The organism is Pseudomonas sp. PDM17 (assembly GCF_014851985.1).
Taxonomy (GTDB): domain Bacteria; phylum Pseudomonadota; class Gammaproteobacteria; order Pseudomonadales; family Pseudomonadaceae; genus Pseudomonas.
The window spans coordinates 583,241-601,897 of the sequence record NZ_JACVAT010000004.1; the positions used below are offsets into that span (position 1 = coordinate 583,241).

17 protein-coding genes are annotated in these 18,657 nt (G+C 67.0%); 6 read left to right on the top strand and 11 right to left on the bottom strand.

All coding sequences use genetic code 11. From position 1 onward, the window contains the following. Positions 1 to 23: 23 nt before the first annotated feature. Entirely contained in the window at positions 24 to 1,535 is a 1,512-nt protein-coding gene (locus IB256_RS16985; protein ID WP_192294310.1) for a YdgA family protein, read from the bottom strand. 190 nt (positions 1,536 to 1,725) lie between these two features. Here IB256_RS16985 and IB256_RS16990 point away from each other — a divergent pair, with 190 nt between their 5' ends. Further along, positions 1,726 to 2,112, top strand: coding sequence for a VOC family protein (locus tag IB256_RS16990; RefSeq protein WP_192403384.1), 387 nt, complete (start codon positions 1,726 to 1,728; stop codon positions 2,110 to 2,112). A 201-nt stretch (positions 2,113 to 2,313) separates the two neighbouring features. On the opposite strand, the gene IB256_RS16995 is transcribed toward IB256_RS16990, so the two are convergent. Beyond that, positions 2,314 to 3,255, bottom strand: a complete 942-nt coding sequence (locus tag IB256_RS16995; RefSeq protein WP_081518942.1) for an AraC family transcriptional regulator — start codon at positions 3,253 to 3,255, stop codon at positions 2,314 to 2,316. Between the two features lie 322 nt (positions 3,256 to 3,577). Between IB256_RS16995 and IB256_RS17000 the strand changes: the two genes are divergently transcribed. Continuing rightward, positions 3,578 to 3,895 carry an antibiotic biosynthesis monooxygenase family protein gene (locus tag IB256_RS17000; RefSeq protein WP_138213414.1) on the top strand — a complete coding sequence of 106 codons (318 nt, stop codon included), beginning with the start codon at positions 3,578 to 3,580 and terminating at the stop codon, positions 3,893 to 3,895. A gap of 58 nt (positions 3,896 to 3,953) precedes the next feature. Here IB256_RS17000 and IB256_RS17005 read toward each other — a convergent pair whose 3' ends face one another. The 5 genes from IB256_RS17005 to IB256_RS17025 all read right to left on the bottom strand — a co-directional run bounded on the left by IB256_RS17005 (position 3,954) and on the right by IB256_RS17025 (position 9,465). Continuing rightward, a complete protein-coding gene (locus IB256_RS17005; protein WP_192403386.1) occupies positions 3,954 to 6,338 on the bottom strand; it encodes a TonB-dependent receptor in 2,385 nt (794 codons plus the stop codon). Between the two features lie 341 nt (positions 6,339 to 6,679). Beyond that, entirely contained in the window at positions 6,680 to 7,618 is a 939-nt protein-coding gene (locus IB256_RS17010; RefSeq protein ID WP_192403388.1) for a FecR family protein, read from the bottom strand. Then, positions 7,615 to 8,136, bottom strand: coding sequence for a sigma-70 family RNA polymerase sigma factor (locus IB256_RS17015; RefSeq protein WP_192294320.1), 522 nt, complete (start codon positions 8,134 to 8,136; stop codon positions 7,615 to 7,617). Before IB256_RS17015 ends, IB256_RS17010 begins: the two co-directional genes overlap by 4 nt. A gap of 103 nt (positions 8,137 to 8,239) precedes the next feature. Further along, positions 8,240 to 8,572 carry a DOPA 4,5-dioxygenase family protein gene (locus IB256_RS17020; protein ID WP_192294322.1) on the bottom strand — a complete coding sequence of 111 codons (333 nt, stop codon included), beginning with the start codon at positions 8,570 to 8,572 and terminating at the stop codon, positions 8,240 to 8,242. Then, the gene (locus IB256_RS17025) at positions 8,569 to 9,465 is read right to left on the bottom strand and encodes a choline sulfate utilization transcriptional regulator (RefSeq protein ID WP_192403390.1); all 897 of its coding nucleotides are present in this window, start codon (positions 9,463 to 9,465) and stop codon (positions 8,569 to 8,571) included. Before IB256_RS17025 ends, IB256_RS17020 begins: the two co-directional genes overlap by 4 nt. A 129-nt stretch (positions 9,466 to 9,594) precedes the next feature. Here IB256_RS17025 and betC point away from each other — a divergent pair, with 129 nt between their 5' ends. From betC to IB256_RS17040, 3 genes are read left to right on the top strand one after another with little or no spacing between them, the layout of a single operon-like run. Further along, the gene (gene betC, locus IB256_RS17030; RefSeq protein WP_192403392.1) at positions 9,595 to 11,112 is read left to right on the top strand and encodes a choline-sulfatase; all 1,518 of its coding nucleotides are present in this window, start codon (positions 9,595 to 9,597) and stop codon (positions 11,110 to 11,112) included. Between the two features lie 30 nt (positions 11,113 to 11,142). Beyond that, entirely contained in the window at positions 11,143 to 12,081 is a 939-nt protein-coding gene (locus IB256_RS17035) for a choline ABC transporter substrate-binding protein (RefSeq protein WP_192294328.1), read from the top strand. Positions 12,082 to 12,088: 7 nt separating this feature from the next. Beyond that, positions 12,089 to 13,648 carry a SulP family inorganic anion transporter gene (locus tag IB256_RS17040; protein WP_192403394.1) on the top strand — a complete coding sequence of 520 codons (1,560 nt, stop codon included), beginning with the start codon at positions 12,089 to 12,091 and terminating at the stop codon, positions 13,646 to 13,648. A gap of 244 nt (positions 13,649 to 13,892) precedes the next feature. Here IB256_RS17040 and aroE read toward each other — a convergent pair whose 3' ends face one another. Both aroE and hemF read right to left on the bottom strand, forming a co-directional pair. Beyond that, positions 13,893 to 14,714 carry a shikimate dehydrogenase gene (gene aroE / locus IB256_RS17045; protein ID WP_192403396.1) on the bottom strand — a complete coding sequence of 274 codons (822 nt, stop codon included), beginning with the start codon at positions 14,712 to 14,714 and terminating at the stop codon, positions 13,893 to 13,895. A gap of 88 nt (positions 14,715 to 14,802) precedes the next feature. Next, positions 14,803 to 15,717, bottom strand: coding sequence for an oxygen-dependent coproporphyrinogen oxidase (gene hemF, locus IB256_RS17050; protein ID WP_192294334.1), 915 nt, complete (start codon positions 15,715 to 15,717; stop codon positions 14,803 to 14,805). Between the two features lie 182 nt (positions 15,718 to 15,899). Here hemF and IB256_RS17055 point away from each other — a divergent pair, with 182 nt between their 5' ends. Further along, positions 15,900 to 16,877 carry an NADPH:quinone reductase gene (locus IB256_RS17055; RefSeq protein WP_192294336.1) on the top strand — a complete coding sequence of 326 codons (978 nt, stop codon included), beginning with the start codon at positions 15,900 to 15,902 and terminating at the stop codon, positions 16,875 to 16,877. Positions 16,878 to 16,914: 37 nt separating this feature from the next. Here IB256_RS17055 and IB256_RS17060 read toward each other — a convergent pair whose 3' ends face one another. Beyond that, on the bottom strand, positions 16,915 to 17,472 hold the full coding sequence (locus tag IB256_RS17060; RefSeq protein ID WP_081518955.1) for an L-threonylcarbamoyladenylate synthase: 558 nt from the start codon (positions 17,470 to 17,472) through the stop codon (positions 16,915 to 16,917). A gap of 41 nt (positions 17,473 to 17,513) precedes the next feature. Continuing rightward, positions 17,514 to 18,614, bottom strand: a complete 1,101-nt coding sequence (gene dprA / locus IB256_RS17065; protein WP_192294338.1) for a DNA-processing protein DprA — start codon at positions 18,612 to 18,614, stop codon at positions 17,514 to 17,516. Between the last annotated feature and the right edge of the window lie 43 nt (positions 18,615 to 18,657).

Here is an 18,657-nt window from a genome sequence, read left to right on the forward strand (position 1 = left end):
GCTTTTTTCGTTTCGGGCGAAGCTTATTCGACGCTTTCTTCCTGCGGCTCTTCTTCCACACCAGCAGCGGCGCCGCCGCCCAGGCCCAGGCCTTGTGCGGAACCCATGGCGAAGGCCATGAATTCCGGCACGCTCATGTCCTTGCCGTTGAACTTCACCTGGTCGTTGGCGTAGGCCAGCGAGCTGGACAGCGCGTTGCCGTCGAGCACCGCCCACTGCGAGTTCAGGGCCATGCCGCTGAACAGGTCGGTCATGGCATCGGACTGCTGCTTGAGCGCTACCGGGTCGACGCTGCCGGCCGCCTCGCCCCCCAGCGAACCCTGCAGGGCGACGATGTCGCCGATCACCGCCTTGTCCACTTTCAGGTCGGCCTTGAGTGCGGCCAGGATGCTGCGCGCCATCTCGTCAGGCGTCGCAGCGGCGGCATTCGGCTTGCGCAGGTCGACCGACAGGGAGGCCTTGGCCACGCCATGGCTGGTCTGCAGCGACAGCTCGTCCAGCGACAGCACCGGCGAGCCTTCCAGCAGGGCCAGGCCGAGGCGCTTGAGTTCCTCTTCCTGGGCCGGGGTCAGCTCGGTGCTTTCCAGGCTGTCCAGCGCCATCTTGTTGTAGGATTCCTTGAAGGTCTTGAGCACGCCTTCATCAAGATTGCGCAGGCTCAGGTCGAGCTTCACGCCGCCGATTTCCTGACCCTGCACCACGACCTTGCCGATGCGGTAGGAGACGCTCTGGTCCAGACCTTTGCCGCCCTGCTTGAGGACTTCCTCGACCACGGCTTCGCGCAGTTCGACTTCCGGTGCACCCGGCGACTTGATGTTGAGGCTCTTGATGGTGGCGGAGCTGGGACCGAGGGCGAAGCCGTTGGCGTTTTCCTTCTTGTCCCCCTGCATACCCAGGTCGCGCATCTGCACGCGCGCCGGCTGGCCGGTGTTCTCGTCGGTGAAGTCCAGGTCGACCTCGGCGAGGTTGCCCACGGCGCTCACGTCCTTCTTGTCGGCGGAAACGCTGAAAGTCACCTTGGCCGGGGACAGGCGCAGCTTGTCGCTGTCCTTGGCGAATTGCAGGGCGGCGGTTTCAACGCTGCCTTCCTGCTTCTGGTCGTAGTGAATGGTCAGCTCGCCGGACAGCGGCGCCTTGCCGCCGGCAGCGGTGAACAGCGGGGCGGTCAGCTCGTTCTGCTCGAGGGCGAAATGGCTCTGCGCCATGACTGGCGCCAGCTTGCCAGCCGCCAGGCGCGAGGCGGGGAAGGGGCCATGCTCAAGGTGATCGGTGAAGACCAGGGTCTGCGGCGGCTCGCCTTCCTTGCCGGTGAAGGTCAGGTTATAGCGCGCAGTGCTGGAGAGCAGGCCGCGCTGGATGTCCACCAGAGTCAGATAGGCACCCAGACCGGGGGCTTCCTGCTGGAACAATTCGTTGGCTTCGGTGATGCCACGGTTCACTTCCTGCTCGACGCGGCTGCCGGTGTACCAGGCGCCGGCAACGGCGGCGCCGACGATGGCAACGGGAATGGCGATGGCCAGGGCGGTCTTTTTCATGCTGAGTCCTTTCAGGTGCGGCCGTACGGGGGACATCCTGTCGACCGTTTATGGGAGTGGGCGGCGGGATGCTAGCAGGCGCACTGCCATCACTCCAGCGTCGTTGGCGACCGACTTCACAGCGCCAGCATTGACCGTCGGGGCACGGCTGTCAGGATAGAGCGCTCCGACCCACCGGGAAGAACCGCCCATGGCCCTGCTGCACAGCCTCCATCATGTTGCCCTGATCTGCTCGGACTACCCGCGCTCCAAGCACTTCTACACCCAGGTGCTGGGCCTGAAGGTGGTCGCCGAGACCTACCGCACCGCCCGCGATTCCTGGAAGCTCGACCTGGAGCTGGGCGATGCGCGGCTGGAGCTGTTCTCCTTCCCCGGCGCACCGACGCGGCCGTCCTACCCGGAGGCGCAGGGGTTGCGCCACCTCGCGTTCGCCGTGGACGACCTGGAGAGCGCCGTGGACCACCTGCAGAGCCACGGCGTGGCCTGCGAGCCGATCCGCGACGACGAGCTGACCGGCAAGCGCTTCACCTTCTTCGCCGACCCGGACGACCTGCCGCTGGAGCTTTACGAGCGCTGATGCCTGGCTTCAGGTGCCTGGGCATGCCCTCACCCTAACCCTCTCCCAGAGGGAGAGGGGACTGTCCCGAGCGCTCTGAAAACTCGGTGCTCGCCGACTGACTCCGCCGTCTCGCTGCACGCCAAACGGCCCCCTCTCCCTGAGGGAGAGGGCTGGGGTGAGGGGGAAAACCAGCGCACCGATGCAGAACGGGACACGCACTCAGGCCGGCACCGCCTCGCTGCCCAAAGCTCCGCGCAGGCTTGCCAGATCGCGCAGCGGCGGCGCGCCGAACAGGCGGCTGTACTCGCGGCTGAACTGCGACGGGCTCTCGTAACCGACGCGATGCCCGGCCACCGCCACTTCCAGTCCTTCCGACAGCATCAGCCGCCGCGCTTCCTGCAGGCGGAGCTGCTTCTGGTACTGCAGCGGGCTGAGCGCGGTCACTTCCTTGAAGCGGTGGTGCAGGGTGGACACGCTGAGGTTCACCTCGCGGGCCAGGTCCTCGATGCGCAGCGACTTGTCGTAGTTGCGGTTGAGCCACTCGATGGCGCGGGTGACGCGGTGGGTCTGGCTGTCGGTCATCGCCAGGTCGTGCAGCAGGTGGCCCTGCGGGCCGCGCAGCAGGCGGTAGAGGATTTCGCGGACGAACAGCGGTGCCAGCATCTCGATGTCGCGCGGGGTGTCCAGCAGGCGCATCAGGCGCAGCAGGGCGTCAAGCACGGTGCAATCCAGGCGCTGCAGGTAGATGCCGCGGCTGGCCGGGCGCGGCGCGGTGCCGGCCAGGCCGGCCTCGGCGATCAGCCGGGTCAGCTCGCCGGGGTCGATGTCCAGGCGGATGGACAGGTAGGGCCTGTCCGGCGAGGCCTCGATGACCTGGCCGGAGACTGGCAGCGTCACCGACACCACCAGCAGGTTGAGTTCGTCGTAGCGATAGACCTCGCTGCCCAGGCGCACTTCCTTGCAGCCCTGGGCGATCACGCACAGGGCCGGGCGGTAGAGCGTCGGCATACGGCCTTCGTTGGGGCAGTCGCCGCGCGCGACCAGCAGCGAATCGATGGCGGTTTCGAAGAGACCCTCACCCTGGCAGTGGCGCTGGATGATGTCGGCCAGCTCCTGGCGGCCGGCGGCGATGGGATCAAAGGCGGGAACGGACTGGGACATGCACAGGACCTCCAGTGGCGGCGCACGAAGCTTACGCCCACGACGCATGCGCGCGTGTGACAGTAAGGCAGCCGCTGGAGGATCAGGCAAGCAATCGGCAGGAATGGACAAGCGATCCCGGCATCGGGTCGCGCACCGTGGCGGTGCAAGGGCCGGAAATGGCGCGGAAACACCCGGTTTCAGACTGCGACGAATGTCCCGCAGGATCAGGCAAGAAGGTGACAGCATCCGGATAACGCCCGGTGCTGGCCGCGCCGTAAGCTTCCTGTCAGTCGTCCGAGGAGCCACCTCGGGCTTCTTCCTGGAACGCGGAGGACAGGACATGCACTGGCAAACACCCATCGAACACGAATTGCAGATCCACCCCCGGCTAGGCCACGAGGCGGAGCTGGGTGCCCTGATCGACAACCTGGTCGACGGCGCACGCCGCGCGCCGGGATGCCTGCGCTGCCAGCTGGTGGCCCGTGAGAACGGCCAGCCGTGGCTGCTGCAGGGCAGCTGGAAGGACGAGGAGGCGCTGCTGGACTACTTCGCCACGCCTTCGTTGCAGCTGCTCGGCGAAGTGCTTTTATGCCACTGCCGAAGCCTCAGCGGCGGCATTGTGGAAACCCTCGATCAGGCCACCGGAAAGGTGGCCTGAGTCTTTTCAGGTAGAGAGATTTGGGTAGAGAGCTTTCTGGCTCTGAATTTCCAGGCACTCAGTATTCCAGGCTCCAGCCCAGGGTGAAGGTACGACCGCGACCCTGGTAGTCGTAGAGGTAGGCCGGCCCGTAGGTCGGCGAATAGAACAGCGCGGCGCGCTGGCCCCAGACGGTACTGTACTGCTTGTCCAGCAGGTTCTGGATACCGGCGCTGAAGGTGCCGAAACCGGTCTTCTGCTCGCCCATCAGGTCGAAGGTGGTGTAGCCGTCGATCTCGTGGTCCGCATCGTCCTTCAGGTTGAAGGCGTGCTGGCCCTGCAGGCGGGCACTGCGGGTGCCGTCGCTCCAGCCGACGAACGCGGTGGACTTGGACAGCGACGCATAGCGCGCATCGCGCTTGATCCAGTCACCATCGGCATCCTCTTCTTCCGAGCGCACCAGGTGCAGCGTGGTGCCGCCCTGCCAGCCATTCTCGAAGTAGCGGGTGACCGCACCCTCGAAGCCAAAGTCGCGGCTCTTCTGGTCCTGCACGTCGATGGTCAGGGTTGCCATGTCGGTGGTGATGATCTTGTCCGACCAGATGTAATACACCGCCGCCTGGGTCTGCCACTGCATGTCGCTGTAGCGCCAGCCGGTCTCGACCTGGCGGCTCTTGATGCCGGCCAGCGGGTTGTCGTCCACCGACAGGCCGGCCTTGCCGTAGTACTTGGCCGGATCGGGCAGGTCGAAGCCTTCGCTGTAGTTGGTCCAGACCTGATGGCCGTTCTTGAAGTCGTAGATCGCGCCGAGGTTGAACAGGTTGACCTGGTAGTCGTTGCTGCCGCCGGGCACGCCTTTGAAGTCGTCCACCTCCACGTCCATCTTCTGGTGGCGGGCGCCGCCGGAAATGGTCAGGTTCTCGGTGGCCTTCCAGTCCAGCTGGCCGTAGACCGACAGGCCGTCGACGATGTAGCTGGGGTAGCGCGGCGCACTGCTGGCGGTTTCCAGGTCCAGGCCGCCACTCTCGGAAGACAGGCGCTGGTCGAAGACCTTCTGCTCGGCGTTGAAGCGTTCGTGGTCGAAGTCCACGCCGTAGGTGAACTTCAGCGAATCCCACTGCTTGCTGAACAGGCCCTTGAGGCCGCTGACCTCGAAATTCTGCTGCGAGCCGGCGAAGTACACGCCCTTGGAACCGGTGGGCTTGCCGGTGTTGTAGTAGGGGAAGGGATAGAAGTTGTCGTCTTCCTTGCGGTAGTACGCCTGCAGGTAGAAGTCCTGCTCCAGCAGGTTGCTGTGGTGGTAGTTGGCGTTGAGCAGTACACGGCGCGAGCGCGGCTCCAGATCGGTGTCCAGACCACTGCGAATCTCCGCGTCTTCCAGGTTCGACGGGCCCTGGTACTTCAGGTTGGGAAAGTAGATGCCGGTACTGCCGTCGTTGCCCGAGTCGTAATACTGCGCCAGCAGGTCGAGGCTCTGCTCGTCGGTGAACTGCGCGGTGAGGTTGCCCATCACGTCGACGGTGCGGTTGTACTGCAGGTCGGTCTGGGTGTTGTCGATGAAGATCTGGTTGCCGGCGCCGTCGTAGAAGGCTTCGTTCTTTTCCGCCGAGACGCCCAGACGACCGACCACGCTGTCATTGCCGCCGCTGATGGACTGGGCGGCGCGGGTCGACAGGTCGTCGCTGTTGTTGAAGCCGCTGGTGGCGCCCAGTTGTGTTTCGAAGCGGGTATCACCGGCCGCACCCTTCTTGGTGATGATGTTGATGATGCCGCCGGTGGCGCCGCCGCCGTAGATGGCGCTGGCGCCGGAGAGCACTTCGATGCGCTCGACGTTGAACGGCGAGATGCTGTCGAACTGGCGCGACAGGCCGCGCGAGCTGTTCTGGCTGACGCCGTCGATCATCACCAGCACGTTGCGCCCGCGCATGTTCTGGCCGTAGTTGGTGCGGCCTTCCGGCGCCAGATCGAGGCCGGGGACCAGCTTGCCGACGGCTTCCTTGAGGCTCACGCCGGTGTCCAGCTGCTCGCGCAGCTGGGTCTGGTCCACCACCCAGACGGTGCCGGGGATCGAGCTGATCTCGGTGGGCGTGCGCGCCGCCACGCTGATCTGCATCGGCGCCAGGCTCAGGGCCGCGGAGTCGTCCTTCTCGCGCTTGAGCAGCACGGTGCGCTCGTCGGTGAAGCGCCAGCTCACGCCGCTGCCGGACAGCAACTGGTTCAGCGCCTCCTCGGTGCTGTAGGTGCCGTCCAGCCCTTCACTCTGCAGGCCCTGGATGTCCCCGGAGTTGAACAGCAGGTGCAGCCCGGCCTGGTCGGCGAACTGGGTCAGCGCGCTGTCCAGGCTGCGCGGGGCGATGTGCAGTTCGACGGCGGCGGAACCGGCCGCATGGGCCAGGGGAGCGGCGGTGCCGAGCAGGGAAGCCAGCAACAGCGCGCGGTGCAGCGGGGAAGGACGGTAGTGCATGCGGGTGAAATCCGTTCTTGTGTGGGCAGGGTCGCGTAGTGAGAATTTTTCGCGTTCCTGCCTACGACGAAACGGCCGGGCAAACCTTGCAGTGCTAAATGCAAAAAATTTTCATTTTCTTGTGTGAGAGGACGGTCATCGCTCTCGCAGGGCGAATGAAGCGGCACGCTTCATCCACCGATACGGCGTGCGCGGCGGATAACGCCGGGGCGTTATTCGCCCTACGGCTCCGCCCGGCTCTGTAGTCGTAGGATGGGTGGAGCTTGCGATACCCATGCTGAGCCCGAGCCGGAAATGATGGGTATCGCTGCGCTCCACGCCATCCTCCGAAGAGGCTCCGATCAGGCTTTCGGGGCGGGGCGGATCAGTACCAGCCAGGGCAGGTGGGTAACGCTCACCGGCTGCAACCGCTCCAGGGTCTTGAGCAGGGCGCCGGGGTCCTGCAGGTCGAACACGCCGCTGACCTTGTGCTGGCGTAGGGCGCTGTCGGTCAGCACGATGCGGCCGGGCACGTAGCGTTCCAGTTCATCGAGCACCTCGCCCAGCGGGCGCTGGTTGAAGATCAGCTTGCCGCGCTGCCAGGCGCTGGCGCTGGACAGGTCCAGCGGCTGCACCGGCTCGGGCACGGAGCTGTCGCGGTAGCTCAGGCGCTCGCCGGCGGACAGCCGCACCGGCGCACTGCCGGCACTGTTCACCTGGACCACACCTTCGGTCACGTCCACGCGAACCTGCGGCCCACGGCTGTCGACATCGAAGCGAGTACCCACGGCACGGACTTCGCCGCCTCTGGCTTCGACGATGAAGGGCCGTGCCGGGTCCTTGGCCACCTCGAACAACGCCTCGCCGCCATGCAGCCGCAGGCGCCGCTGCTGCGGGCTGAAGTCCACGGACAGCGCGCTGTCGCTGTTGAGCCAGACGCGGCTGCCGTCGGCCAGCTCCAGCATCCGCCGCTCGCCGGTGCGGGTGGCATAGTCGGAATACAGCCCGGCCAGCGGCTCGGGCAGGGCGATGGTCACCGCGATAGCGGCGACACACGCAGCGGCGGCCAGCGCCAGCAGGCGACGAGGGCGCCGCGCACGCTGGCGATAGCGCTGGGCGCTGCGGGTTTCCGGCAACGCGCCCCACAAGGCTTCGGCCTCGCGGGCGGCGAGCTCGTGCTCCGCGCTCTGTCCGCGCCAGCGCAGGAAGTCCATGCGCTCGGCGGCCCCGGCACTGCCCGACTGCAGCTGTACCAGGCGCTCGATGGCCTCATCCGAGAGGGATAGCTCCACGCGGCTCATGGCGTACCCTCCTGGCGCTGCGCCCAGTCGCGGCAGTGGCGCATGGCCTGAACGATGTACTTGCCCACCATGCTCTCGGACACGCCCAGGCGCAGGGCGATCTGCGCGTGGGTGAGGCCGTCGAGGCGGTTCATCAGCAGCGCCTCGCGGGCATTCGTCGGCAACTGGTCGAGGGCAGCGTCCAGATGTTCCAGCGCCTCATGGGCGAGCAGGCGGTGCTCCAGCCCGGACACGGGATCGCTCAGGTCGCTGGCAGCAGATTCGTCGACATGCAGCTCGGCCAGCCGGCCCTCGCGGCGCAGGTTGTCGATGGCAATGTTGCCGGCCACGCGGAACAGGTAGGCGCGCGGGTCCTGCACCTCGGCTTCGGCGGGGTGGTCGGCCAGACGCAGCCAGGTGTCCTGGGCAACGTCGGCGGCGCGTTGGTTGTCCCCCAGCCTGCGGGCAAGGAAGCGCATCAGGTCCGCATAGTGCGCCTGGAAGCTCTGCAGCAGGGAGGAGGAGGCGAAGCGCCGCATGATGGCCGAAATACCCTGGAAAATCGGCCAACGTCTGTCAGGCCGATACGAAGGGTGGGCAGCATACACCGAATCGAGAATTATTATCGAATGCAAAAAAGTGTCAGCTCGTGAACTGCGAGAGGTCCAGCGGCCGCAAGGCGCCCAGCCACATGGCGTAGTCGCGGTGATCACGCAGGTCGTTGCCGGTATTGGGGTGGATCAGGATCACCAGGCCGTCGCGGTTCAGCGCCAGCCACGGCACCAAGGTGGCGAAGATAGCGTTGTCGAAGGCCAACTGGCAGCTCCAGTCCGGATGCGGGCCGACCGGCCGCTCGTGGACGCGGCCCATCTTCGCGCCGAAGCGGCGCGCCGCCTCCTCGCACAGCGCGCGGGCGCGCTCGATGCTGCCGGCGTCGAAATAGACGTGGGCGTGGAAGTCCTGAATCTCGCTCATCGGTCCTGCTCCAGTTCCGCCTGCAGCCAGTCGACGAAACGCTGCACCAGGCGCATCCGCCGTTTGCGCTCGGGCAGCACGGCGTAATAGCCGAAGCGCGACTGCTGCGATCCGGCGATGGGTCGGCACAGTAACCCCTGTTCCAGCAGTTCGTCGACCAGATGCCGCCAGCCGATGGCCACGCCTTGCCCGGCGATGGCCGCCTGCACCAGCAGGGTGTAGTTGTCGAAACGCAGCCCGGCCGGCGCCGGCGCGCCGTCGATCCCCAGCGCGCGATAGACCCCGCCCCAGTCGAACCAGCGGCTGGAGGCCTCGGGCTTGAGGTGCAGCAGCGGCAATTCGGTGAGTGCCTGGGGCGACAGCGGCAGCTCGCGGCCTTCGAGCAGGCGCGGGCTGCACACCGGGAAGACCTCCTCGCTGAACAGACGCAGCGCCTCGCCGTGCTTGAAGCGCCCGTCGCCAAAGGCGATGGCCACGTCGATGTCGCTGCGCAGCGCAATCGGGCTGCGGTCGCTGCTGATCAGGCCGACGTCCAGCTCCGGATGCGCCTGGCGGAAGCGCGGCAGGCGCGGCATCAGCCAGTACGCGGCGAAGGCGAAGTCGGTAGCGACCTGCAGCACTTCGTGGGGATGTCGCGCGGTGACCGCGGCGATACCGGCGTCGATGGTCTCCAACCCGGCCTGAACGTGCTGCTGCAGCACCTGTCCACTTTCGGTGAGGGCAATGCCCCGGTGAATGCGGTCGAACAGGCGCACGGCGAGGAGTTTCTCCAGGCGCTTGATCTGCTGGCTGACCGCCGGCTGGGTGGTGCCCAGCTCGCCGGCGGCGGCGGTGAAGCTGAGCAGCCGCGCAGCGGACTCGAACACACGCAGCAGTTCCAGCGGCACGCTCATGGCTTGCTCTCGCATAAGCAGGCGTTATCCGAAGCATGCTGCGCCATGCGCTTTACCCCTAATCCAGCAGCCAACAGACTCGTACCGCACAGCATCCCATAACAGCGCCAACAGGATAAGCCCAACGCCATGAAGCGCCAGCGCCCAAACATCCTCTTCATCATGGCCGACCAGATGGCCGCGCCGCTCCTGCCCTTCTACGACACCCAGTCGCCCATCAAGCTACCCAACCTCTCGCGCCTCGCCGGTGAAGGCGTGGTCTTCGACTCGGCCTACTGCAACAGCCCGCTCTGCGCGCCCTCGCGCTTCACCCTGGTGAGCGGCCAGCTGCCGACAAAAATCGGCGCCTGGGACAATGCCGCGGATTTTGCCGCCGACACTCCCACCTACGCGCACTACCTGCGCCGCCTGGGCTACCGCACCGCGCTGTCGGGCAAGATGCACTTCTGCGGCCCGGACCAGCTGCACGGCTACGAGGAGCGCCTGACCAGCGACATCTACCCGGCCGACTATGGCTGGGCGGTGAACTGGGATGAGCCGGACGTGCGCCCGAGCTGGTATCACAACATGTCCTCGGTGCTCCAGGCCGGCCCCTGCGTGCGCACCAACCAGCTCGACTTCGACGAGGAAGTGGTGTTCAAGGCACGCCAGTACCTCTACGACCATGTGCGCGAACACGCCGAGCAGCCGTTCTGCCTTACCGTGTCCATGACCCACCCGCACGACCCCTACACCATCCCGCGCGAGTACTGGGACCTGTACCGCGACGAGGACATCCCGTTGCCCTCGGTGCAGATCGCCCAGAACGAGCAGGACCCGCACTCCCAGCGCCTGCTCAAGGTGATCGACCTATGGGGCCAGGAAATGCCCGCGGACAAGGTGCGCGCCGCCCGCCGCGCCTACTTCGGTGCGTGCAGTTATGTCGACGCACAGATCGGCGCGCTGCTGCGCACCCTTGAGGATTGCGGCCTGTCCGATGACACCCTGATCGTGTTCTCCGGCGACCACGGCGACATGCTTGGCGAGCGCGGCCTCTGGTACAAGATGCACTGGTTCGAGATGGCCGCCCGTGTGCCGCTGCTGGTGCACGCGCCCAAGCGTTTCGCCGCGCATCGGGTCAGCCAGTCAGTGTCCACCGTCGATCTGTTGCCGACCCTCGTCGAACTGGCCAGCGGGCAGGTCGAGCCCGGCGTCGGTCTCGACGGCCGCTCACTGTTACCGCACTTGCAAGGCACTGGCGGCCACGACGAAGTGATCGGCGAATACACCGCCGAAGGCACCGTCAGCCCTCTGATGATGATCCGTCGCGGCGACTTCAAGTTTATCTACTCCGAGCAGGACCCTTGCCTGCTGTTCGACGTCGCCAACGATCCGCGCGAGCTGCAGAACCTCATGGATTCGCCGGCCCACGCCAACCTGGTACGCGACCTGCTGGGTGAAGCCCGCGCGCGCTGGGACGTGCCAGCCATCACCCGGCAGGTGCTGGCCAGCCAGCGCCGCCGCCGGCTGGTGGCCGACGCGCTGACCCACGGCACGCTGAAAAGCTGGGATCACCAGCCCCTGGTCGACGCCAGCCAGCAGTACATGCGCAACCACATCGACCTCGACGATCTGGAGCGCCGCGCCCGCTATCCGCAACCGAAATAACAACCACAACACGCCGAAGGGGAAGGGAGCATGACCAAGCGCACCGTACGACAAGCAACCGCACTATTGCTGGCCAGCGCACTGGCGCTGGGCGGCCCGCTGGCCCGGGCCGAAGATGAAGCCTGCAGTACGGTGAAGCTGGCCGATCCGGGCTGGACCGACATCGCCGTCACCAATGGCATCGCCGCTTTCCTCCTCGAAGGCCTGGGCTACAAGGTGAAGATCGACACCCTGTCGGTGCCCATCACCTACGGCGGCCTGCGCGACGGCCAGGTCGACGCCTTCCTTGGCAACTGGATGCCGGCGCAGCAGGGCTTCCACGACCAGTTCATCGCCAGCCAGCAGGTCACCCAGCTGGCGAAGAACCTGCAGGGCACCGAATTCACCCTGGCCGTGCCGACCTACGTGTGGAATGCCGGGGTGAAGACCTTCGACGACCTCGACAAGCACGCCGACCAGTTCAACAGAAAGGTCTACGGCATCGGTTCCGGCGCGCCGGCCAACCAGTCGATCCAGAAGATGATCTCAGGCGACGAGTTTGGCCTGGGCGACTGGAAGCTGGTGGAGTCCAGCGAACAGGCGATGCTTGCGGAGGTAGGCCGCGCGGTGAAGCGCGAGCGCTGGGTGGTGTTCCTCGGCTGGACGCCGCACCCGATGAACGTGAAGTACGACATGAAATACCTCACCGGCGGCGAGAAGTATTTCGGCAGCACCGGCAGCGTGTTCACCGTGACCCGCAACGGCTACACCGAGCAGTGCCCGAACAGCGGCAAGCTGCTGGCCAACCTGTCCTTCGACCTGAAGATGGAGAACGCCATCATGGCCGAGGTGCTGGAGAAGAACGTGAAGAACCCCGACGCCGTGAAAGCCTGGATCAAGGCCAACCCGCAGAGCCTCGACACCTGGCTGCAAGGCGTGAAGACCCGCGACGGCGGCGATGCGCTGGCTGCCGTGAAGGCCAAGCTGTAGGCCGTCGATGGAGCGCCTGATCCGCCTGCTGCCGTTCCTCGTCTGGTTGCCCCAGGTCAGCGGTCGCGACCTGCGCCGTGACCTGGGCGTGGGCCTTTCCGGCGCGGTGCTCGCCCTGCCGCAGTCCATGGCCTACGCACTGATCGCCGGACTGCCGGCGGAGTACGGACTCTACGCGGCGATGCTGCCGGTGCTGATCGCCTGCCTGTGGGGTTCGTCGAAACACATGGTCGGCGGGCCGACGGCGGCGATCTCGGTGGTGCTGTTTACCGCCATCGCCCCGCTGGCGCCGCCGGGCAGCGCGCCGTTCATCCAGTACGCGCTGCTGCTGACCTTCCTCGCCGGGTTGTTCCAGTGGTTACTGGGCATGCTGCGTTTCGGCGTGCTGGTGAACTTCGTTTCGCACTCGGTGCTGCTCGGCTTCACCTGCGGCGCCGCGCTGGTGATCGTAATCGGCCAGTTGCCGTACCTGCTCGGCATCAGTGCAGCGGGGCAGGGCACGGCGCTGACCAGCGCCGCCGCGCTCTGGTGGAAGCTGCCGCAGTTCCACGGGCCATCGCTGCTGGTGGGCCTGTTCAGCCTGGTACTGAGCCTGATCGTCAAACGCCTGTGGCGGCGCGGGCCGGCGCTGCTGGTCGGCCTGTTCGGCGCCAGTGCGCTGGTCTGGGCGATGCCGACGACTTTTGCCGACGTTGCCAAGGTGGCCGCCTTCCGCAGCGCGCTGCCGTCGCTCAGCGCGTTGTCGTTCGACCTGACAGCCATCGCGCAGTTGCTCCCCGCCGCCGTGGCCTGCGGCATGCTCGGGCTGGTCACCAGCCTGTCGATTGCCCGCGCCCTGGCCGCGCGCTCGCACCAGCCGCTGGATGCCAACCAGGAAGTGCGCGCGCAGGGGCTGTCCAACCTGATCGGGCCCTGGCTGTCGGGCACGCTGTCCGCCGGCTCCTTCACCCGCTCCGGGCTGAACCAGGACGCCGGCGCACGCACGCCGCTGGCCGGGGTTTTCTCGGCAATGTGGGTCGCACTGCTGGCGGTGGCTGGCGCCGGATTGATCACCCACATCCCGCTGCCGGCCATGGCTGCGGGCATCCTGCTGATCTGCTGGAACCTGGTGGACCGCCCGGCCCTGCGCGCACTGTGGAAAGGCAGCCGCGCGGAATCCCTGGTGATGCTGCTGACACTCGCCGCGACCCTGCTGCTGCCATTGCAGAACGCCATCTACGCCGGCGTGCTGGCCTCGCTGTTCTTCTACCTCAAGCGCACCTCGCAGCCGCGCGTGCAGCAGTGGGAGAAGGAGGACGAGGAAGTGCTGCGCATCGAAGGCTCGATCTTCTTCGGCGCCTGCGACTACCTGCAGAAGCTGATGCAGCACAGCCGCGGCGAACGCCTGGTGCTGGACGCCCACCACGTGAACTTCATCGACTTCGCCGGCGCGCAGATGCTCCAGCAGGAAGCCCGCCGCCTCGCCGGCGAAGGCCGCAGCCTGGTGCTGCGCAACGCCCGGCCACGGGTGCGCGCGGAGCTGGAAAAGCAGATGGGGAAGGGCGGGGTGTTGCTGGTCGAGGAGTAGGTGTGCGCTTTTGCTTCACACCTTTGGGGTTGGGGTGCCCCGTTACGGGAGCGACCGTCCTTCACCGGATGATTCCGTGCTGGCGCTGTCCCCCTCACCCCAGCCCTCTCCCTCAGGGAGAGGGAGCAAATCGTGCCGGCTGACGCTGTGGTTTCATCCGGCACCGAACGGTCCCCTCTCCCCCTGGGAGAGGGCTAGGGTGAGGGCCGATCCGAGCGCAGGAGTAACCCAGGGGGAGCCCCGATCAGCCCTTGAGCTGACGGCGCAATTCATCCAGCACCGGCGCCGAATCCGGGCGCACGCCGCGCCACAGCAGGAAGGCTTCCGCCGCCTGCTCGACCAGCATGCCCAACCCGTCGATGCAGCGCGCCGCGCCGTGTTCGGCGGCCCAGCGGTTGAAGGCCGTCACGTCCTTGCCGTACATCATGTCGTAGCAGACGGTATGCCCCGGCTCGATCAGCGAAGGTTCGATGGGCGGCAGCTCGCCAGCCAGGGAGGCCGAGGTGCCGTTGACGATCAGGTCGAAGGGCTCGGCGCGCAGGTTGAAACCACCACCGCTCACCGGGCCCAGGTCCTTGAAGGCTTCCGCCAGTTGCTCGGCCTTGGCCGCCGTGCGGTTGGCGATGACGATGCAGGCCGGCTGCTGGCCGAGGAAGGGTTCGAGGATGCCGCGCACCGCGCCACCGGCGCCCAGCACCAGGATGCGCGCACCACGCAGGACGACGCCGTGGTTCACCGTGAGGTCGCGGGTCAGCCCGGCGCCATCGGTGTTGTCGCCCAGCAGCCCGCCGCCGTCGAGTTTCTTCAGGGTGTTCACCGCGCCAGCCCGGCGCGCTCGCTCGCTCAGCTCGGTGGCCAGGCGGTAGGCGTCTTCCTTGAATGGCACGGTGACGTTGCCACCCAGGCCCTCGGCGAAGAACTCGCGGGCGTTCCCGGCGAAGTCGTCCAGCGGTGTCAGTCGCGTGTCGTAGCTCAGCGCCTGGCCGGTCTGTTCGGCGAACAGACGGTGGATCTGCGGTGACTTGCTGTGGCCGATAGGGTTGCCGAAGACGCAGTAGCGGTCCATTCAGAATCCTGGAACGTAAGTATTGAAGGAAAGGGCTTGAGATTGCCGGGTTACCACCTGCGCTCCTGCAGGTTCGTGAAAGCTCGACTCAGGCCTGCGCCAGCCAGTCCCGATCGGTGAGGAAGTACTCGGTCAGGCGCGCCTCTTCGCTGCCCGGCTCTGGCTTCCAGTCGTAGCCCCAGCGCACCTGCGGCGGCAGCGACATGAGGATCGACTCGGTGCGCCCGCCTGACTGCAGGCCGAACAGGGTGCCACGGTCGTAGACGAGGTTGAACTCGACGTAGCGGCCGCGGCGGAAGGCCTGGAACTCGCGCTGCTGCTCGGTGTACGGGGTGTCCTTGCGCTTGCGCACGATGGGCAGGTAGGCGTCGATATAGGCATCGCCGATGGCCCGCAGGAAGGCGAAGCTGGTGTCGAAATCCCACTGGTTCAGGTCGTCGAAGAACAGGCCGCCAACACCGCGCGGTTCGTTGCGATGCTTGATGTGGAAGTAGCGGTCGCACCATTCCTTGTAGCGCGGGTAGACGTCCTCGCCGAAGGGCGCGCAGGCATCGCGGGCGACCTGGTGCCACAGCACGCAGTCTTCCTCATGGGCGTAGTAGGGCGTCAGGTCGAAGCCGCCGCCGAACCACCAGACCGCGTCCTCGCCTTCCTTCTCGGCGATGAAGAAGCGCACGTTGGCGTGGGAGGTCGGCACGTGGGGGTTGGTCGGGTGGATCACCAGCGACACGCCCAGCGCCTGGAAGCCGCGCCCGGCGAGTTCCGGACGGTGCGCGCTGGCGCTCGGCGGCAGGCCGGCGCCGAAGACATGGGAGAAATTCACGCCGCCCTTCTCGATCAGCGCACCGTCGCCGATCACCCGCGTCCGACCACCGCCGCCCGCCGGTCGCTGCCAGGCGTCCTCGACGAAACGAGCGTTGCCGTCCTCGGCTTCGAGTGCGGCGCAAATGCGGTCTTGCAGGTCGAGCAGGTAGGCCTTCACGGCCTCGATGCGGTCGGTCACGGGAATCACCTTGGAGCGGGAAAGCCACGCGTGGCGCGGGCCGGAGCGGGGTTCAGGTACGAAAACGGGGGCAAGCATACCATCGGACCCGGCAAAGCTGGTCTTGACGCCCGTCTTGCGGGCGGCTTGGATGAAAGTCTTTTCCCCGGCGAGGCAGAGCCTCGCGCCCTCAGGAGAGCGACATGGCCAAGCGTGTTCAATTCGCCAAGACCGGCGGCCCGGAGGTCCTCGAGATCGTCGACTACACCCCGGCCGAGCCGGGCCCGAACGAAGTGCGGGTGCGCAACCGCGCCATCGGCCTGAACTTCATCGACACCTACTACCGCAGCGGCCTGTACCCCGCGCCGAGCATGCCCTCCGGCGTCGGTACCGAAGGCGCCGGCGAGGTGGAAGCGGTGGGCAGTGCGGTGACCAGCGTGAAGGTCGGCGACCGCGTCGGCTACGCCACCGGCCCGCTGGGCGCCTACAGCGAGCAGCACACGCTGCCGGCGGCCAGCGTGGTGAAGCTGCCGGATGCGATCACCTTCGAGCAGGCCGCCGCGGTCATGCTCAAGGGCCTGACCGTGCAGTACCTGCTGCGCCAGACCTACAACGTGCAGCCGGGCCAGACCATCCTCTGGCATGCGGCGGCCGGCGGCGTCGGGCTGATCGCCTGCCAGTGGGCGAAGGCCATCGGCGCACACCTGATCGGCACCGTGAGCTCCGCCGCCAAGGCGGAGCTGGCGAAATCCCACGGTGCCTGGGAAACCATCGACTACAGCCACGAGAACGTGGTCGAGCGCGTGCTGGCGCTGACCGATGGCAAGAAGTGCCCGGTGGTCTACGACTCGGTGGGCAAGGACACCTGGCTGACCTCGCTGGACTGCACCGCCCAGCGTGGCCTGGTGGTGAGTTTCGGCAACGCCTCCGGCCCGGTGGACGGGGTGAACCTGGGCATCCTTTCGCAGAAGGGCTCGCTTTACGTCACCCGGCCGACGCTGTTCGGCTATGCCAGTACGCCGGAGCGTCTGCAGGCCATGGCCGACGACCTGTTCGGCATGCTCACCAGCGGCAAGGTAAAAGTGGAAATCAACCAGCGCTTCGCCCTGGCCGAGGCGGCCAAGGCGCAAACCGAACTGGCGGCGCGGCGCACCACCGGGTCGACCATCCTGCTGCCGTAAAGAGTGTATCCGTAGGCAGGACGGGGCCCTTACAGAGTCAGGAGGGCCTGACGGTCTCGCCGGTACGCAGATCGCGGATCAGGCTCGGATTACGGCGCCCGCCCAGGGCGCCACCGAGCACGCCATCCAGCTCGCCACGGAAATACTGCTCGACGCGCAGGCGGCTGCGCGCGGCAGGGCGGCCGGCGGGGTTGGCAGAGGTGGAGATCAGCGGGCCGGTGAAGCGGCACAGTTCGCGTACCAGCGGGTGGTCGGTGACGCGCAGGGCGACGGTCTCGTGCTCGCCGGTTACCCACTCGGGCAGGCGCCCCTGGTGCGGCACCAGCCAGGTATTCGGGCCGGGCCAGCTGTTGGCGAGCTTGTCCTGCCAGGCTTCGGGCAGGTCTTCGAGGAGGAAGTCGAACTGGCGGATGTCGCCAGCCACCACGATCATGCCCTTTTCCACCGGGCGCGCCTTGATCGCCAGCAGGCGGTACACGGCGTCGGCGCTCCACGGGTCGCAGCCCAGGCCCCAGACGGCTTCGGTCGGGTAAGCGATCACACCGCCGTCGCGCACGACCTGGGCCATGCGCTGGGTACGCCAGTTGCTGTACATCGTGAATTCCTCGGATCTGCGATGCGCGGCAGTTTACGTGCTCAGGGGGCTCGATGCACCCAGACGCCGGCCTCGCAGGCCACCCGCCCGTCCAGCTCCAGCTCGGTGAGTTCCGCCAGCAGCTGCGGCAGCTGCAGACCGCTGCGCAACGCCAGCTGCTCGCTGCTTTGCGGTGCCGCGCGCAGCAGGTCGACCAGTGGGTGAGGCGACAAGGCTGGCGCGACCTCTACTGTCCGCGCAGCGTGCGTCCACCCCTGCAAGCCTTCGAGGATGTGCTCGACCGTTTCCACCAGCATCGCTCCCTGGCGGATCAGCTCGTGGCAGCCACGCGCGCCGGGATGATGGATGGAGCCGGGAATCGCATAGACCTCGCGGCCCTGCTCGGCAGCCAGCCGCGCCGTGATCAGCGACCCGCTCGAGGGGCTGGCTTCCACCACCAGGGTGCCCAGTGACAGGCCACTGATGATCCGGTTGCGCCGCGGGAAGTTCGACGCCTGGGGCGCGCAGCTCAGCGGTAGCTCCGAGATCACCGCACCGCCCTGCTCGACGATGCGTTTCGCCAGCCCCAGATGACGACGCGGGTAGAGGTGCTCCAGCCCCGTGCCCAGTACCGCCACCGTCTTTCCTGCGACCTCCAGCGCCCCCTCATGGGCCGCGCCGTCGATGCCCAGCGCCAGCCCGCTGGTGATCACGAAGCCACCGCCGGCCAAGCTGCGGGCGAAGGCCCGTGCGGTATCCAGCCCCGGCTTGCTGGCCCGGCGGCTACCGACCATCGCCAGTTGCGGGCGCTCCAGCAGACCCGGATCGCCCGCCAGGAACAGCAGTGGCGGCGCATCATCCAGCTCGGCGAGCAGAGCGGGGTAACCGGGGGTGTCCCACATGACCAGATGATGCTCCGGCGCCTCCAGCCAGCGCAGCGCCTGAGCCGCCGGCTCACGGATGGACGCATCGCGGCGCGGCTCTGCGCAGACGGCGGGCAACCCCAGGGAGCGCCAGGCAGCCGCGGGCGCGCTCATGGCGGCGGAAGCCGAGCCGAAGGCCTCCAGCAGGCGGCGAAAGCGTCGGGGGCCCAGCTCCGGCAGGCCGTGCAGGCGCAGCCGTGCTTCGAGTTCGGACGGGGAGAGAGTCGGGTCTTGGGGCATGGCGCAGTCCTGGGAGAGGGGCAGACGCCCGGACTATGCCGCG

Bases quoted from the DNA above. Each gene is read 5' to 3' on its own strand.
- IB256_RS17005 (WP_192403386.1), bottom strand. From the start codon at position 6,338: ATGCACTACCGTCCTTCCCCGCTGCACCGCGCGCTGTTGCTGGCTTCC.
- IB256_RS17010 (WP_192403388.1), bottom strand. From the start codon at position 7,618: ATGAGCCGCGTGGAGCTATCCCTCTCGGATGAGGCCATCGAGCGCCTG.
- IB256_RS17060 (WP_081518955.1), bottom strand. From the start codon at position 17,472: ATGTACAGCAACTGGCGTACCCAGCGCATGGCCCAGGTCGTGCGCGAC.
- IB256_RS16985 (WP_192294310.1), bottom strand. From the start codon at position 1,535: ATGAAAAAGACCGCCCTGGCCATCGCCATTCCCGTTGCCATCGTCGGC.
- IB256_RS17015 (WP_192294320.1), bottom strand. From the start codon at position 8,136: ATGCGGCGCTTCGCCTCCTCCTCCCTGCTGCAGAGCTTCCAGGCGCAC.
- IB256_RS17035 (WP_192294328.1), top strand. From the start codon at position 11,143: ATGACCAAGCGCACCGTACGACAAGCAACCGCACTATTGCTGGCCAGC.
- IB256_RS17040 (WP_192403394.1), top strand. From the start codon at position 12,089: ATGGAGCGCCTGATCCGCCTGCTGCCGTTCCTCGTCTGGTTGCCCCAG.
- IB256_RS16990 (WP_192403384.1), top strand. From the start codon at position 1,726: ATGGCCCTGCTGCACAGCCTCCATCATGTTGCCCTGATCTGCTCGGAC.
- betC (WP_192403392.1), top strand. From the start codon at position 9,595: ATGAAGCGCCAGCGCCCAAACATCCTCTTCATCATGGCCGACCAGATG.
- IB256_RS17020 (WP_192294322.1), bottom strand. From the start codon at position 8,572: ATGAGCGAGATTCAGGACTTCCACGCCCACGTCTATTTCGACGCCGGC.
- dprA (WP_192294338.1), bottom strand. From the start codon at position 18,614: ATGCCCCAAGACCCGACTCTCTCCCCGTCCGAACTCGAAGCACGGCTG.
- IB256_RS17055 (WP_192294336.1), top strand. From the start codon at position 15,900: ATGGCCAAGCGTGTTCAATTCGCCAAGACCGGCGGCCCGGAGGTCCTC.
- IB256_RS17000 (WP_138213414.1), top strand. From the start codon at position 3,578: ATGCACTGGCAAACACCCATCGAACACGAATTGCAGATCCACCCCCGG.
- IB256_RS16995 (WP_081518942.1), bottom strand. From the start codon at position 3,255: ATGTCCCAGTCCGTTCCCGCCTTTGATCCCATCGCCGCCGGCCGCCAG.
- IB256_RS17025 (WP_192403390.1), bottom strand. From the start codon at position 9,465: ATGAGCGTGCCGCTGGAACTGCTGCGTGTGTTCGAGTCCGCTGCGCGG.
- aroE (WP_192403396.1), bottom strand. From the start codon at position 14,714: ATGGACCGCTACTGCGTCTTCGGCAACCCTATCGGCCACAGCAAGTCA.